Origin of the sequence: Microlunatus speluncae (assembly GCF_009299835.1) — a bacterium.
GTDB lineage: Bacteria > Actinomycetota > Actinomycetes > Propionibacteriales > Propionibacteriaceae > Microlunatus > Microlunatus speluncae.
This window is the reverse complement of record NZ_VKCZ01000014.1, coordinates 86145-102180: the sequence shown is the minus strand read 5'-3', so window position 1 is coordinate 102180 and position 16036 is coordinate 86145. Positions and strand designations below refer to the sequence as shown.

Here is a 16036-nt window from a genome sequence, read left to right as displayed (position 1 = left end):
GGTCCCATCACCGAGACGAAGCGGTCCCGTCGCCGAGCGGATCGACCGCCATCCGAGGACATCGATGCGCTCCCAGCCCCGTTGGTCCGACCTCAACCGCACCTTCCCGCTGCCGCTGACCGAGATCGCCGACGTGCCCGGCCCGGAGTCGTTCCGGCTGGTCGACCCGTCCGGCCCCGCGTTCATGATCAGTTGCCCGGACTCGTCGGCCGGGCGGGCCGCCGGCGTGCGGTTGGCCGATCGAATCGACCTCGCCGCCCGCACGGCCGGACTGGCCGGACTGGCCGTGGCTCCGGTCCCGTCCGGCTGGTCGGCCGTCCATGATCAACTGCCCGGCACCGCCCGGACGCCCCGTCCTGCCGCCGGCGCCGGGTCCCGCCGGGCCGGCTCGCCGCCGGTCCGGATCCTGATCGGCAACGTCGACACCAACGCCGAGCTCGCCGAGCTCTACCACGCCCTCTGCGTCCCGGTCGATCGCGTGTTTCCCGGGCCCGGTGGTGCCTATCTGCGGACGTTCACCGATCCCTGGGGTGACGGGATCGACGCCGTGATCATCGGGGTCAGTACGGACGCCGACCTGAGCCCGGCCGTCGAGGCGCTGGCCGGCGAGTTGATCATCGAGGACGGGCTGGTGGCCGTACCGCGTCAGCATCGGGTCACGATCGCCGCGGACTTTCGGCGGCGGCATCCGCAGCTCTCCCCCGATCCCGAGCCCGCGGCGTTCCGGGCCGCGGCCGTCCAGGCGTACCGGACCCGAGCCCATCGCGGCATGACGCCGTACCTGAATCACCTGGCGCTGATGTATCAGCTGACCGGCGATCCGGAGTTCACCCGGCGCTACCTGGAGATCTTCACCGATATGGTCGCCGAGACGTCGGCCTGGGAGCCGGACCAGTGGGGCCGGTGGGGCTTCGACGCCGACTTCGCCGCGGTTGGCATGATCGCCGGCTGGCAGGCGATCCGGGACTCGCCGACCTTCTGCGCCGAGGACCGGCGCAACATCGTCGCCCACCTGCTGGCCTACCTCGGCAACAGCGAGGAGCAGTGGGTGATGCACCGGGCGACGGCCAGTCACCCGGCCCGGCACAACCACTTCACCTTCGCCGCGCTCGGGCTGCTGTTCGGCGCGACCATGATCGCCAGGACGTACGATCCGGAGCGGGCCGAGCGCTGGCTGGCGATGGCCGACGAATGCTTCGCACCGCAGCTCACCGCGACCAAGCCGACCGAGGACTGCGACAGCTACGGCTGGCTGACCCTGGCCCACACCCTCCGGTACGCCCTCGTCCGGCCCTCGCCCGGCTATGTCGACGAGGGCTGGTGCGCCGCGACCCTGGCCCGCGGCATCACCGCGATGGACAACCTCGGGCACCAGGTGCCGCACGGCGACGCGTCCCGCTACGACGGCAACTACGCCGAGCTCGGCTACTGGGCGCCGGCCGCCTGGCTGCTGCAGGATTCGGCCGCCCAGTCGCTGGTGGCCCGCAAACTCGCGTCGATGCCGGAGTCGCCGGCGCTGGGGATCATGCCGATCGGGCACGACTACGGCGCCTCGGCCTGGGCCCGGGACGACTCCCTGTTCGAGCTCGAGCGGCTCGACGTCCAGCCGCTCGATGACGCCTTCGTCGCGAGCCTGAAACCCACGGCACCGGCCGACGGCTTCGACAAGCTGGCCTTGCGGGACGGGATCGACGAGGCCGACCGCTATCTGTTGATCGACGGCGTCGGGGTCGGCGGGCACGGTCACGTCGACGCCGGCGCGATCGTCCGGCTGACCTCGCGCGGCCGGATCTGGTTGGAGGACGCCGACTACGACAAGATCTCGGCCAACTTCCACAACACCGTGTTGATCTTCCGCGACGGCGAGACGTCGGCACGGCCACCGTACGCGAGCCTGCGCTGGCAGCACCAGGACGAGCACGCGTCGATCGCGGTGGTCTCGCTGCCAGGGCTGTCGGGTTGCGACTGGACCCGGGCGGTGATCTTGCTCCCCGGCCTCGGCTTTGTCGTGGCCGACACGATCACCGCTCTGCGGGCCGGCGAGATCGAGACGCACGGCCTGTGGCGCACCGTCGGGCGGACCGAGCAGTCCGATGATCATGGGCCGGCCGGTGATCACTGGACGATGATCATGGGCGAGGAGCGGCTGCGACTGATCACCGCGCCGCCCGCCGGCGGCTGGCGGGTCGAGCGGGCCGCGGAGCCGTACCGGCGGACCAACTGGCCCGATTACCCGTACGCCGAACCCGAGGTGACCGTGCTCCGCCAGGTCTCCTCCGGTGCCCTGGCCGCCGGCGAGTCCCGAACCGTGGTCCACCTGCTCGCCGACGGGCCCGGTGATGCCGAGATCACCCGCGACGGCGAGGTCGTCCGGCTGACCGTCGACGATCGCCAGCTGAGACTGGACCTGGCCGCCCTCACCTCCGCGGACGGCCCGAGGGTGATCACGAGTGATCAAGCGACGGCGAGTCGGACAAAGGGTGTTCGTTCCCTGAGCCTGTCGAAGCGTCGTCCTGAGCCTGTCGAAGGGGGCAGGCCCGATCACCCTGGCCCCCTTCGACAGGCTCAGGACGACGCTTCGACAAGCTCAGGGAACGAACACTCCAGCGTCCCTATCGGCTGGCAGTTCGATCATGACGGCACCACCGCCGGCCTGGTCACCGATCTGGCCGGCGACGGCTCGGACCGGCTCCTGCTGGGCGCCCCGGAGGGGGTCTCCTGCTACCAGGGTGATCGCCTCCGCTGGCGCTGCGTCACCGAAGCACCGGTGACGGCGATCGGCCGCGGCGGCGGGCCGGACGGGACCGGGATCATCGTCGGCCAGGCCGACGGCAGGCTGTCGGTGATCGACACCGACGGCAAGCCGCTGTGGCGGCAGACTTTCCCACCACACATGGGCCATCCGGCGACGGTCCGGGCCGCCTTCTCGGCCCGGCTGGACGCCGCCGGTCCACCGTCGGTGATCATCGCAACCGAGAGCTGTCACGTCGAGGCGTTCACCGCCGACGGGGACTTCCGCTGGCGCTACGAGGTGGTGCACGCGGCCTCGACGGCCGGTGCCGCCGACCTCGACGGCGACGGCCTGGACGAGGTGATCGCGGCCACCGAATACTGGACCTGGCACGCCGTCAAGGCCGACGGATCCGCACTGTTCAAGACCCGCGGTGTGGAGAGCTCGGGCGCTTCCGTCGTCGCCGCGGTCACCGACCCGGACGGCGCGGGCCGGCTCGCGGTCTTCGGCGGCTGGGACGGTCACCTGACCGCCTACCGGGCGGACGGAGCCCGAGCCTGGGACCGGTCCTTCGGCGACGTGATCACGTCCATGATCAACTCCGCGGATGATCTTGTCATCGGCACCCGGGCCGGCCAGCTCCTCGGCGTGGCAGCCGACGGCACGGTGCGCTGGCGACGTGACCTCGGCGCCGCGGTGATCACGCTGACCCGGGCCGGTGACCTGATCATCGTCGTCGCCGGCGAGGTGATCCACATGCTCGACCCCGACGGCACGCCGCGGCATACGTTCGGCTGGCCGGACCCGCCGGTCGAGGTCGCCGCCTGTCGCCTGGACGGCCGCACCGGGCTCTACCTCCGCGACACGGCCGGCCGGCACTCCTGGCTCTCGGTACCGGCACAGCACCGGGGCGCCGCGGCCTCTCGTACCTCTTGACGGTTCTCTCGATCGCTACGTAATCTGAGGGCAGAAAGATTTAATACGTATTAAGGACTCGGGATGCCGGCTCAACGACGACGTGCGACGCAGCGGGACATCGCCCGCCGTCTCGGGGTGTCCCAAGCGACGGTGTCGTTGGTCGTCAGCGGCGGCGCGGCCAGCGGGCTGGTCGCCGAGGAGACCCGCCGGCAGGTGCTGGAGGTCGCCGCCGAGCTCGGTTACGCGGTCAATGCGGTGGCCCGCAGCCTCAAGGGCGGCGCGAACCGGATGCTCGGCGTCTACACCTTCGAGCCGGTGTTTCCGGTCGACCAACGGGACTTCTACTTCCCGTTCCTGCTCGGCGTGGAGGAAGCGACCGCCGAGTACGGCTACGACCTGCTGCTCTTCACCTCGGCCACCTCGGGCGGCAATCGCCGGATCTATGCCGGTGGGGTCAACCGGCTCAAGGTGGCCGACGGTTGTGTCCTGCTCGGACGCCAACTGCACCAGGACGACCTGGCCGCGCTGCTCCGGGAGGACTTCCCGTTCGTCTTCATCGGACGGCGCGAGGTGCCCGGCGAGGAACTGTCCTACGTCGCGGCCGACTACGTCGGGGCGACCCGTGACGTCGTGCACGAACTGGCCCGCCTCGGGCACCGGCGACTGGCCTACCTGAAGGTGGCCCAGGACCAGGAATGGACCCGGGACCGCGAGGCAGGATTCCGCCGCGGTCTCGAGGAGACGGGCATCCCGGCGGACCAGGTCCTGGTCCATCCGCTGGACGAGCAGACCCTCGTCGACGAGTCGCTGATCGCGGCATGGCTGGCGGCCGGCATCACGGCCGTGCTGGTCGAGCCCAGCCAGGACGACAGTGCGATCTCCGCCGTGGACCGCGCCGCCGCTGCGGCCGGCGCGAGGATCCCGCAGGACCTGTCGGTCGTGCTGCTCGGCGATCCCCCGCTGATCAACGCCACCTCGCGGGAGTGGACCCGGTTCAGCATTCCGCGGGAGCAGATGGGCCGCGACGCCGTACGGCTGCTGCTCGAGCTCCTCGCCGACGAATCCGGTACGGCACGTCAACTGTTCCTGGCCTGTATCCCCGTCCCCGGGGACTCGGTGGCCACACCACCCCCGACCCGAGGAGCGCCACGATGACCGATCACGACCGGACCCCGACGCGATTCACCCGGCGGCAGACGATCCTGGCCGGGGCCGGCTCGGTCACCGCGGCGATCGTGGCCGGCTCCACCGGCCGGGCCGCCGCCGAGCCGCCCCACGGTGCAACCGACCCGACCGACGGGACCGCCGGTGAGCCGGGCCGCTTCGACCGGACAACCCTGTGGTCGCGCGGTGAGGAAGGGTGGGTCGACTTCCGCGTGCACGCCGTCGACGCGACGCCGGCCGGGACGATCCTGGCGTTCAGCGAGGCCCGATTCGGTACCAGCGCCGACGACGGACCCAAGGATCTCGTCCTCCGCCGCAGCGTCGACGGCGGCGCGACCTGGGGCCCGACGACCTACCTCGAGCGACACGACGGCGGCGGCTGGGCCAACCCCACGCCGGTGATCGATCGGCGCACCGGCCGGATCACGGTCTGGTACGCCTGGAACGACCGCGGCCGGACCTCGAAGGTGTTCCGGCGTACGTCCACCGACGACGGGGTCAGCTGGAGCGAGGCGGAGGAGCTGACGCACCTGTTCGCCGACAACCCGGTCGGCTGGACGTTCCATCTGCCCGGTCCGGGCCGCGGCATCCAGCTTGCGGACGGCCGGCTGCTGGTCGAGGTCTGGCATCGCCGCTCGATCGAGGTGCCCGCCGCCGAACGCGATTACACCGCGAGCGTCGTCGCCAGCGATGACGGCGGCCGGACCTGGTCCTGGGGCGGCATCGTGCCGGATCGCGCCGGCCTCGGCCTGAACGAGGCCCGGATCGCGGCGCTGGCCACCGGCGAGGTGATCCTGAACTCGCGGCTGGGCGGCGGCCCGAGCAACACCAGCCGGGCCGTCTCCCGGAGCAGCGACGGCGGCCGGACCTTCAGTGAGGTCGTGATCGAGACCAACATCGCGCCGCATGCCGGGATCACCTCCGGGTTCGCGGCCCGGGTCGATCGGACCGGCCTCGAGCGGGTCGTCTACACCAGCCCGGTCGCCGGCACCGAGCGGCGCACGATCTATGCCCGGATCAGCTACGACGGTGCCGAGTCCTGGTCCTGGGGCCGGGTGGTCGACGAGGCCCGGGCCGGCTACTCCGACATCGTCTGGCTCGACGACAGCACGCTGCTGCTGCTCTACAGCCGGCTCGGAGCGTCCGGCGCCGAGACGCTCGACGTGGTGGCGGCGTGGTTCGACCTCGGCTGGCTGACCGAGGGTCGTGATCAGGTCGGCCCCGGCCCGGTCGGCCTCCGCGGGCAGCACCAGGTCGAAGGACTGCGTTCGGAGTCCACGGTCCCCCGGGCGCCGATGATCATCGATCCGGCCGCCGCCGGCTCGGCCGTCGCCCACGTCCCGGCCGCGGTGCCGGGTGACACGCACCGGGTGACCGTCGTGCCGGCCGGCTCCGGCCGCCGGCGGCTGCGCTGCCGCTTCCGCGCGCCGGAGCCCTGCCTCGGCGCCGAGCTGACGATCAAGGTCGACGGGCGGCGCCGCGGCGGGCCGGTCGCCACCTCGACCGGCGACCCCTACCTGGAGGTCGACCTCGGAACGATCATGGTCCGGGCCGGCCGTCCGGTGCGGATCGAGTTCGTCGTGCGCGGGCCCGCCGCCGGCGGCGCCGCCTTCCAGGTCGACGCCGTCTCTCTGCTACCGCCCGGAACGTCCTGACTTCCACCTCGACCAAGATCATCACCATCGCCACGGAGGCACAGTGCAGAAGGTCATTCAGTACGAGCGCGGGCTGGAGAAGTTCCGGCCGCTGCGCACCATCGTCACCTACGACGACTTCGACCGCGGGTTCAACGGCTGGCTGGACCTGACCCCGAACTTCGTCAACGACGACTACCGGCACCACCCGTCCGAAGTGGACCTGGCGAGCTGGGCGCCGTCCATGATCAGCGCGGCGCCGATGCGGTTCGCCGCCACGCACGGGTCGATGGAGGGCACGTACTCGCTGAAGCTGAACACCAAACCGGTCGCCAACCGGTATGAGGAGAAGCCGGCCGACGGGAGCATGGGGGTGGCGCTGAAGCGGCTGTCGAACTTCGATCCGGACCTGCGCCACCTGCAGATCGAGGCGTGGTACGCCTACACCCCGCAGCAGGACCGGCTCGGGTTCGGCGAGGAGGACCTGCGGGCCTTCGGCTTCTACTTCGACGTCCAGGACGCCGAATACCGCTGGATGCCCGGGGTTCGCTACGTGAACTCGGTGAACGGTGAGCTGACCAAGAAGTGGCAGTACTGGAGGGTCGCCGACGGGGTGACCAAGAAGGACTGGTGCTATGGCCGGGAGGACGGCTGGCAGCGGCCCGGGGTGGACAACCTCTGGTACGGCCGCCGCTTCCCCGACGGCTCGGCCGATGCCTTCCAGTGGGTGCCCAGTGGTGATCAGGATCTGCTCTACAACGAGAGCCCGGACAAGATCAACTGGCTCTACTTCCGGCTGCTGATCGACTACCAGGCCCGCGAGTACGTCGAGCTGCAGAGCATGGACCGGACCTTCGACCTGCGCGGCCTGGCGCCGACGCTGGTCACGCCGTACAAGAGCATCACCAACCTGATCAATCCGATCTTCTTCGTCGAGACCGACACGAATCGCAGCGTGAACCTGTTCCTCGATTCCGTCGTCTACTCCACCGACTGACCCAGCCCGAAAGGCCCCGCCCCGTGCTCAACTTCGCGACCTCCGTCATCGAACGCCGGCTCAAGATCAGCACCGCTCACGCGACCCATCCGTACGAGGCCGGCTGGGCCGGTGAGGCCGTCTTCTTCGTCCAGCTCGAGGGTGATCATCCGGACCTGTCGGTGCAGGCCCAGATCTCCCCCGATGGCCTGCACTGGGTCGATCGCGGCGATCCCCGGGTGATCACCGCCGACCAGGTGATCACCGCCATCGAGCTGGCCAACTTCGGCGGCTGGCTCCGGCTGTCCTTCGCCGGCGCGACCCCGGAGCAGCCGGCGAAGGTGCTGGTGCACCTCGCCCTGAAGGGCTGAACCGCAGAACCACCGACCGCAGAACCGATTCGAAACCCAGACAACTCAGCGAGGAGTGAGGCCATGAGATCTCTTCGGCATGCCACGACCGCGGCGACCGTACTGCTGACCCTGGTCGTCGCCGTCGCCTGCGGCGGCGGCCCGGCAGGCGACGACGCGGGTGGCGGCGAGCTCGCCGTCGCCGGGCAGTTCCCGATCGAGTCGATCGATCCGAACGGGAAGCTGGCCATCGACGGCGGCACCCGGGTCGCGGCGGTCCAGCTGTACAGCCCGTTGCTGCAGACGACCGGCCCGGGCGAGTTCGAGGGCGTTGCCGCGAAGAGCTGGGACGCCAACGACACCGCCACGGAGCTCGCCTTCACCCTTAAGGAGGGGATCACGTTCTCCGACGGCTCCCCGATCACCGGGGCCGATGTTGCGGCGGCGTTCACCCGCACGGTGGAGTCGGACAGCCCGTTCTCGGCCAATTTCGTCGACGTCGATGTCGAGGCGACCGACACCACCGTGACGTTCACGCCGGCCGCCCCGGATCCGGCGCTGCCGGCCAAGCTGACCGGCCTGATGATCACTCCGGCCGGCGCCACCGCGGACAGTTACGAGGGCACGCCGGTCACCTCCGGCCCGTTCGCGGTCGAGTCCTTCACCCCCGGCGGCGATCTGATCATGGTCCCGAACGAGCACTACTGGGGAGACAAGCCGAAGGTCGACCGGCTGACGATCCGGTCGATCCCCGAGCTGGCCACCCGGGTCACCGCCCTGGGCACCGGCGAGCTCGACATCATCTGGGGCATCTCCGACGACGACGTGGAACAGCTCCGCAGCAACCCCGAGATCAAGATCGAATCCGCGGTCGGCTCGGCGGTGATCACGATGTGGATGAACGCCTCGACACCCGCCCTGAAGGATGCGGCGGTCCGACGAGCGCTGTGGCAGGCGGTCGACTTCGACACCTTGATCACGCAGCTCTATCCGGAGAGCGGCAAACCGGCGGACTCGGTCATCGCGCCGACGGTGTTCGGCTACGCACCCCAACAGCCGGTCGGCCACGACCCGGCGGCCGCGAAGCAGGCCCTGGTCGATGCCGGCTTCGACTTCGACCACACCACGCTGCGCTTCCACTTCTCCCAGGCCCAGTTCAAGCAGTGGGTGCAGTCCGTCGCCTCCGACCTGGCAGCGGTCGGCGTCAAGGTCGAGGTGTTGGAGAAGGAGCAGGCCGTCTACACCGAGGACCTGCTGGCCCTGCGCTGGGACCTCAACATCCAACAGGTCGGCACCCTCGGGTTGGACGCCTCCTACAACCTCGGCCGGCTCTACCCCTGTGCGGCGAAGCGGACCGGCTACTGCAATCCGGACCTGGACGCGCTGCTGAAGAAGGCCGGCAACTCCGTCGATCCCGCGGTACGGCAGCAGGCCTACGCCGACGCGACCGCGCTGATCTGGAACGAGGCCGTCGGCATGTACCCGATGTTCGTCGACAACGTCTTCGCCACCCGGACCGGGGTCGAGGGATTCCTGGCCGACGGCGAAGGGCTGCCGCGATTCGACACCGTCTCGGTCCCCGACTGATCGAGCCGACCCATCCCGCAGGATCCACCGAAGGAGCAGCGATGACCGACGACAACCTCAACCTCAACCGCCGCAGGATGATCGCCGCCGGGGCCGCCGGCCTCGGCCTCCTCGCCGCCAGCGCCACACAGGCGCACGCCGAGCCCACTCCGCCGGACACCAAGAACCCGGACGGGTCGCCCGCGCTCACCCCGCAGCAGTTCGGCGCGGTCGGCGACGGCGTCGCGGATGACACCGTGGCCATCCAGGCCGCGATCAACGCCGCCCGCAAGCAGCAGAACAAGATCGTCGTGCTGCCGCCCGGGCAATACAAGGTCACCTCGACGCTGGTCGTCGGTGATCACGAGTACGAGACACCGGGCGAGCACCTCAACCGGTTCGTGCTGCGCGGCTACGGCATGTTCGGCGAGGAACCGTCCAAGATCATCTTCCACCAGGACGGCGTCGGCATCCGGTGGGAGGCCTCGCTCGGCGGGATCCACGGCGTCGCGTTCGACGCGCCGGCCAAGACCGCCAACAACGTCGCGCTGCACGTCGCCCGGACGGCGAACACCGACGACACCGACGTGACCATCGTCGAGTGCTCGTTCCTGCGTTTCCAACGGGCGATCGAGAGCGTCGGCCGCGGCTTCCTCTTCACCAAGAACAAGGTCGCGGTCTGCACCACCGGCATCACGATCTCCTGGCCGACCGAGGGGGTCCAGGGCAGCGGCGTGCACCTGCTCCCGTACGGCCTGCGCAAGTGGTTGATCACCGACAACCACTTCCACTCCAACTTCGACGCGATCGTGTTCAACGGTGCGCCGGACGGCGACTTCCGCGGCGCGGTGATCAGCAACAACCTGCTCGACATCGGCCGTCGGCTGATCAAGGGCAGCCTGACCAACTCGACGATCAGCGGCAACGTGATCGAGAACGGCACCGGGAACGCGATCATCCAGATCGACTCCGGCGGCCACAACCTGACCATCAGCGGCAACGTGATCGGCGGGTTCGACACGACGCCCGGTGCCTGGGATCCGCCGCGTTACGCGATCCACTTCACCGCCGGAGCGGCGGCGAAGAACGTGACGATCACAGCCAACACCTTCAACTGGATCGACGGCTCCGCCCTCCGGTTCGATCAGCCCGTCGACAAGCTCAGCATCACGGCCAACTCGTTCGACCACTGGAATCTGAGCCGGTCCTCGAGCCACGCGGCCGTGCTGGTCAACGCCGATGCCACCCGGCTCGCCGTACTCGGCAATGTCATCTCGGCCAATCCGAACGCGGCCGGGGCGCCGATCCGGATCGCCGGCACGCTGAGCGACTCCAATGTCGTCGGCAATGTGTTCGAGCAGGACACGCTCCTCGCCGCCGGTGCCGTCGGTGCCGACTCCTTCGTCGAGTCCGAACCCGGCCGGTTCAGCAGGCTTCAGGTCGCCGCCGCCAAGGACGCCGCCGTCCGCGTCCTCAGCACCGCCACCGACGGCATCGCCACCGCCGACCGGTTCGGCGGCTATCTGGTGGAGAGCGACCTCGCGACCGGCTCGGGGCCCGGGGTGAAGGGCGGGATCGAGGTGGTCGCGGCGAACCAGTCGGGCTCGGCCGCCACCAACCTGCTCTGCTCGACGACCACGACCAACGAGGTGGTCTCGTTCCAGGCCAGCGTCGCCGGCCTGGTCCCACCGTCGGACAACTCCCGCGACCTCGGCAGCGCCGACGCCAACATCCGCACGGTGTTCGCCCACGCCGCCCGGCTGCACCCGTACCTGGTCGCGACCCTGCCGCCGGCCGCCGATGCCCCGGGCGCGCTGATCCAGGTGGCCGACGGCCACCGCGGCCAACCGTGCCTCGCCGTGTCGGACGGCTCCTCCTGGCGCCGGATCCCGCTCACCGACGCGATCCGCTGACCAAGGAGAGGACGCTCGAGTGTTCGTTCCCTCGGTGTTGGGGGCGGGTCCGCGGACGGGCGACAGTCGGGGAGAGTGTGTTCGTTCCCTGGGCTGTCGAAGCCCGGATCCACCGACGAAAACATCCACTCGAGGACTGGCAGGGCGCCGACATCGATTCCCTCTCGCGACGTCGTCGAGGGAGCCTGGTGCAGGTCGTGATCACCAAGGGGAACCTGCGGCCGGGTAGTCCTGGTGAGATCCTCCCCGATCAGCGCCGAACCTCCCTGAGGCCTCGATGATCTTGGGGCGCTGGGAAGAGACCCGCGGCCGAACCTGTCCACTCGACGGGTGCGGTCAGCTGAGCGACCCCAGGCTTGGGTGCGTTTCTCTACCTGTGGCGACATCCGCACCCCGCCCCGGCAACCTACCGCCATACCGGCGCCCGGCCGCGATCCCGGCGACCGCAGCGAACCCGCCCGCTCTTCGGTGCGTCTTTCGACCACAGGGTGCACGGAAGACACCACCAGGCTTGCCCTTCGACAGGCTCAGGGAACGAACCCCTCACGCCGACTGTGATCTGCCCCAGACCCACACCACCGCTGGACCGGGACGCAGTTGGCTAGTTCATGCCGAGGTAGTGCTCGGCGATTTCGTCGCTGGTGGTCAGCCAGACGTCGGGCTGGGCGGCCAGATAGGCCAACGCCTGGTCCAGGTACTTGGCGCGGAACGGCTGGCCGATCACGAAGGGATGGAGGGCGAGCGGCAGCACCCGGCCGCTGTCGGCGGAGTCGGCCCGGAGCTGTTCGTAGGCGTCGATGATCAGCTCGACGAACTCCGGCCCGGTGGTGCCGCGCGGGAAGACCTGGAGGTCGTTCAACTCGACCGAGTACGGGACGCTGATCAGGCCGGGAACGGTCAACGGATAGGGCTGATCATCGTTGGTCCAGTCGAGCACGTAGCTCAGTCCGAGCTCGGCCAGCAGCGCCGGGGTGTTGAAGGTCTCGGTCAGGCCGGGGCCCATCCAGCCGTGCGGGCGGCGACCGACCGCGGCCTCGATCGTGGTGACGATCTCGGTCAGCAACTCCCGCTCCTGATCCAGAGCGAGATCGCCGTGCAAGATCGAATTCGTCTTGCCGTGGGCGAGCCAGGCCCAGTCCCGGCTGCGACCGGCCTCAATGAGCTGCGGGTAGTGCGCGGCGACGTCGGAGTTGATCAAGGCACTGGCCCGGAACCCGTGCCGGTCCAGGCTCTCGATAGTGCGCCAGATCCCCACCCGGGCGCCGTAGTCGCGCCAGCCGTGATTGAGCGCGTCCGGCACCAGATGGGTGGTGGCCGGCACCAGGGTGGTGGAGGGCCGGTCGATCAGAAAGTGTTCGATGTTGAGCCCGACATACACCGCGACCTTCGCGCCGCCGGGCCACTGGATCGGCGGTCGTTCGGTGATCGGGCTGTAGTCGTACGGTTCGGCGGGAGTCGTCATGACCCCACGGTAAGATCTGACATTGATGTCAGGTTCAAGTCCTGGAGGTGACCGGATGCGGATCGGTGAACTGGCCCGGCGAACCGGCGTCAGCGAGCGATCACTGCGCTACTACGAGCAGCAGGGTCTGCTGATCTCCGACCGGACCCCGGGCGGCCACCGCGAGTTCGCCGAACGGGCCGTCGACCGGGTGATCAGGATCCAGGAGCTGTTCGCCGCCGGCCTGCACAGCAAGAAGATCGCCGAGCTGCTTCCCTGCATGCGCGACGCCGACGGCGGCCCCTCCGAGATCGCCACCCCGCAACTCGTGGACGATCTCACCGCCGAACGCGACCGGATCGATCGCCTGATCACCGACCTGACCAACTCGCGCGAAGTCCTCGACGACGTGATCAACACCGCCGCCATCCCGCCGAGCTGAGTTGTCAGAACTGAGTCGTGCTCCAGCACAACTCAGTTCTGACATGCCGGCGTGGGTCAACTGCAGCCACTGGTGGAGCCGCAACCCTCGCAGACGTAGCAGCTGCCGCTGGGGCGCATCTTGGTGCCGCAGCTGAAGCAGAGCGGCGCGTCGACGCTGGTGCCGGAGATCGACTCCATCAGCTCGGCGGTGGTGTGCACCGACGATTCGACCGGCTTGCCGGCCGGCTCGGGGTCGGACTCGGAACTCTTCAGCGACTCGGATTCGCTGACCTGGTCCGATTCCTCGGCCGGCCGGTAGGAGCCGGTCTCGACCTGGCGGGCCCGCTCCGCGGCGGTGTAGATGCCGAGCTCGGCGCGGCTCTCGAACGACAGATGATCAAGGGCGAGCCGGCGGAAGATGTAGTCCATGATCGACTGCGCCATCCGGATGTCCTGGTCATCGGTCAATCCGGCCGGCTCGAACTTCAGGTTGGTGAACTTCTGGATGAACGTCTCCAGCGGCACGCCGTACTGCAGGCCGATCGAGACCGCGATCGAGAAGGCGTCCATCACGCCGGCCAGGGTCGAGCCCTGCTTGCCCAGCTTGAGGAACACCTCGCCCAAGCCGTCGTCGGGATAGGAGCCCGACGTCATGTAGCCCTCGGCGCCGCCGACCGAGAACGACGTGGTCAGGCTCGGCCGGGTCTTCGGCAGCCGCTTGCGGATCGGCCGGTATTCGATCATTGCGGCTTCGGTCGGCCGATCCTTCTTCTTCGCCTTGCCGTCGCTCAGCGGCTGGCCGACCTTGCAGTTGTCCCGATAGACGGCGAGCGCCTTCAGGCCCAGCTTCCAGCCCTGCAGGTAGACGTCGGCGATCTCCTCCACCGTCGCCGTCTCGGGCAGGTTGACCGTCTTGGAGATCGCGCCGGACAGGAACGGCTGCGCCGCGGCCATCATCCGGACGTGCCCCATCGGCTTGATCGCCCGCTCACCCATCGCGGTGTCGAACACCTCGTAGTGCTCCGGCTTCAGGCCCGGCGCGTCGATCACGTGACCGTGCTCGGCGATGAACTCGACGATCGCCTCGGCGGTCTCCTCCGCGTAGCCCAGCCTGCGCAGCGCCCGCGGGATGGTCTGGTTGACGATCTGCAGCGACCCGCCGCCGACCAGCTTCTTGAACTTGACCAGCGAGAAGTCCGGCTCGATGCCGGTGGTGTCGCAGTCCATCATGAAACTGATCGTCCCGGTCGGAGCGAGCACGCTGGCCTGCGCGTTGCGGTAGCCGTGCTCCTCGCCCAGCTTGATCACCGCGTCCCAGGCCGCCGTCGCCCGCTGCTGCAGCGACGCGTCGAGCACGCCGACCGGCCGGAGCGCGTCGTTCGCGGCCTGGTGCTTTCGCATCACCCGCCGGTGCGCCGTGGCGTTCCGGGCGAACCCGGCGTATGGGCCGACCACGCCGGCCAACTCGGCCGACCGCCGGTACGACGCACCGGTCATCAGCGACGTGATCGCCGCCGCGAACGCCCGTCCACCGTCGGTGTCGTACCCGTGGCCGGTGGCCATCAACAGCGCACCCAGGTTGGCGTAACCGATGCCGAGCTGACGGAAGTCCCGGGTGATCTCACCAATCCTCTCGGTCGGGAAGTCGGCGAAGCAGATCGAGATGTCCATCGCGGTGATGATCAATTCCACCGCCCGCTCGAACCTCTCGCCGTCGAAGGCGCCGTCGTCGCCCAGGAACTTGAGCAGATTGAGACTGGCCAGATTGCAACTGCTGTTGTCGAGGCTCATGAATTCGGAGCAAGGGTTGGAAGCGTTGATCCGGCCCGACTCGGGGTTGGTGTGCCAGTCGTTGATCGTGTCGTCGTACTGCATCCCCGGGTCGGCACAGTCCCAGGCCGCCTTGGCGATCTTGTCGAACAGGCCGCGGGCGTCCACGGGCTGCACGACCCGGCCGTCGGTGCGGGCGCGAAGGCCGAACTCGGTGCCGTCCTCGACGGCGCGCATGAACTCGTCGGTGACCCGCACCGAGTTGTTGGCGTTCTGATATTGCACCGAGGTGATGTCGCGACCGCCGAGATCCATGTCGTAGCCGGCCTCGCGCAGCGCGCGGATCTTGTCCTCCTCGCGCGCCTTGGTCTCGACGAACTCCTCGATGTCGGGGTGATCGACATCGAGCACGACCATTTTGGCCGCCCGCCGGGTGGCGCCACCGGACTTGATCGTCCCGGCGCTGGCGTCGGCGCCGCGCATGAAGGAGACGGGGCCCGAAGCGGTGCCGCCGGAGCTGAGCAATTCGGTGCTGGACCGGATCCGGGACAGGTTGACCCCGGCGCCGGAACCGCCCTTGAAGATCAATCCCTCCTCGCGATACCAGTTCAAGATCGAATTCATCGAGTCGTCGACCGACAGGATGAAACACGCGCTCACCTGCTGCGGCGACGGCGTGCCGACGTTGAACCAGACTGGGGAGTTGAACGAAAAGTACTGGTGCAGCAACAGCCAGGTCAGCTCGTGCTCGAACGTCTCGGCGTCCGCCGGAGAGGCGAAGTAACCGTGTTGTTCACCGGCCCGCCGATAGCTGATCACGACCCGGTCGATCAGTTGCTTGAGGCTGCGCTCCCGGTTGTCGGCGCCGAGAGCGCCGCGGAAGTATTTGGTGGCCACGATCGTCGCGGCGTTGGCACTCCAGAACTCCGGGAACTCGGTCGCCAACTGCTCGAAGATCGTCTCGCCGGTCTTCCAGTTGGTCTGGACGATATCCCGGCTCTCCCAGCCGACCTCCGCGTACGGGTGCACGCCGGGTGTGGTGAACACCCGCTCGATCCGAAGCCCCTTCGGTGCCGGCCCGGCCCCGTTGGGAATCGATTGTGTGCGCTCCGTCATTCGTCCGTGTTCCTCTCGCCTCTTGCTGTGAACT

Annotated in this window: 10 protein-coding genes; 8 read left to right on the top strand and 2 right to left on the bottom strand. The window is 69.1% G+C overall.

Going from position 1 to position 16036, the window contains the following annotated elements; genetic code table 11:
• Positions 1-64: 64 nt before the first annotated feature.
• The 7 genes from FNH24_RS17315 to FNH24_RS17285 all read left to right on the top strand — a co-directional run bounded on the left by FNH24_RS17315 (position 65) and on the right by FNH24_RS17285 (position 11252).
• On the top strand, positions 65-3667 hold the full coding sequence (locus FNH24_RS17315; protein ID WP_152363473.1) for a PQQ-binding-like beta-propeller repeat protein: 3603 nt from the start codon (positions 65-67) through the stop codon (positions 3665-3667).
• A 63-nt stretch (positions 3668-3730) separates the two neighbouring features.
• Positions 3731-4804 carry a LacI family DNA-binding transcriptional regulator gene (locus FNH24_RS17310; protein ID WP_152363472.1) on the top strand — a complete coding sequence of 358 codons (1074 nt, stop codon included), beginning with the start codon at positions 3731-3733 and terminating at the stop codon, positions 4802-4804.
• The gene (locus FNH24_RS17305) at positions 4801-6468 is read left to right on the top strand and encodes a sialidase family protein (RefSeq protein ID WP_152363471.1); all 1668 of its coding nucleotides are present in this window, start codon (positions 4801-4803) and stop codon (positions 6466-6468) included. The genes FNH24_RS17310 and FNH24_RS17305 overlap by 4 nt, the downstream gene beginning before the upstream one ends.
• Positions 6469-6511: 43 nt before the next feature.
• The gene (locus FNH24_RS17300) at positions 6512-7444 is read left to right on the top strand and encodes a DUF6772 family protein (RefSeq protein ID WP_152363470.1); all 933 of its coding nucleotides are present in this window, start codon (positions 6512-6514) and stop codon (positions 7442-7444) included.
• Between the two features lie 23 nt (positions 7445-7467).
• On the top strand, positions 7468-7794 hold the full coding sequence (locus FNH24_RS17295) for a DUF6385 domain-containing protein (RefSeq protein ID WP_152363469.1): 327 nt from the start codon (positions 7468-7470) through the stop codon (positions 7792-7794).
• 63 nt (positions 7795-7857) lie between these two features.
• The gene (locus tag FNH24_RS17290; protein WP_152363468.1) at positions 7858-9360 is read left to right on the top strand and encodes an ABC transporter substrate-binding protein; all 1503 of its coding nucleotides are present in this window, start codon (positions 7858-7860) and stop codon (positions 9358-9360) included.
• A 41-nt stretch (positions 9361-9401) separates the two neighbouring features.
• Complete coding sequence (locus tag FNH24_RS17285) at positions 9402-11252, top strand: right-handed parallel beta-helix repeat-containing protein (protein WP_152363467.1); 1851 nt, start codon at positions 9402-9404, stop codon at positions 11250-11252.
• A 601-nt stretch (positions 11253-11853) separates the two neighbouring features.
• Here the strand turns inward: FNH24_RS17285 and FNH24_RS17280 are convergent.
• Positions 11854-12714: a polysaccharide deacetylase family protein gene (locus tag FNH24_RS17280; RefSeq protein ID WP_152363466.1), complete on the bottom strand. Its 861-nt coding sequence runs from the start codon at positions 12712-12714 to the stop codon at positions 11854-11856.
• A 55-nt stretch (positions 12715-12769) separates the two neighbouring features.
• On the opposite strand from FNH24_RS17280, the gene FNH24_RS17275 reads away from it, so the two are divergent.
• Positions 12770-13135, top strand: coding sequence for a MerR family transcriptional regulator (locus FNH24_RS17275; protein WP_152363465.1), 366 nt, complete (start codon positions 12770-12772; stop codon positions 13133-13135).
• Positions 13136-13191: 56 nt separating this feature from the next.
• Here the strand turns inward: FNH24_RS17275 and FNH24_RS17270 are convergent, their stop codons facing one another.
• On the bottom strand, positions 13192-16002 hold the full coding sequence (locus FNH24_RS17270) for a vitamin B12-dependent ribonucleotide reductase (RefSeq protein ID WP_152363464.1): 2811 nt from the start codon (positions 16000-16002) through the stop codon (positions 13192-13194).
• Positions 16003-16036 lie beyond the last annotated feature (34 nt).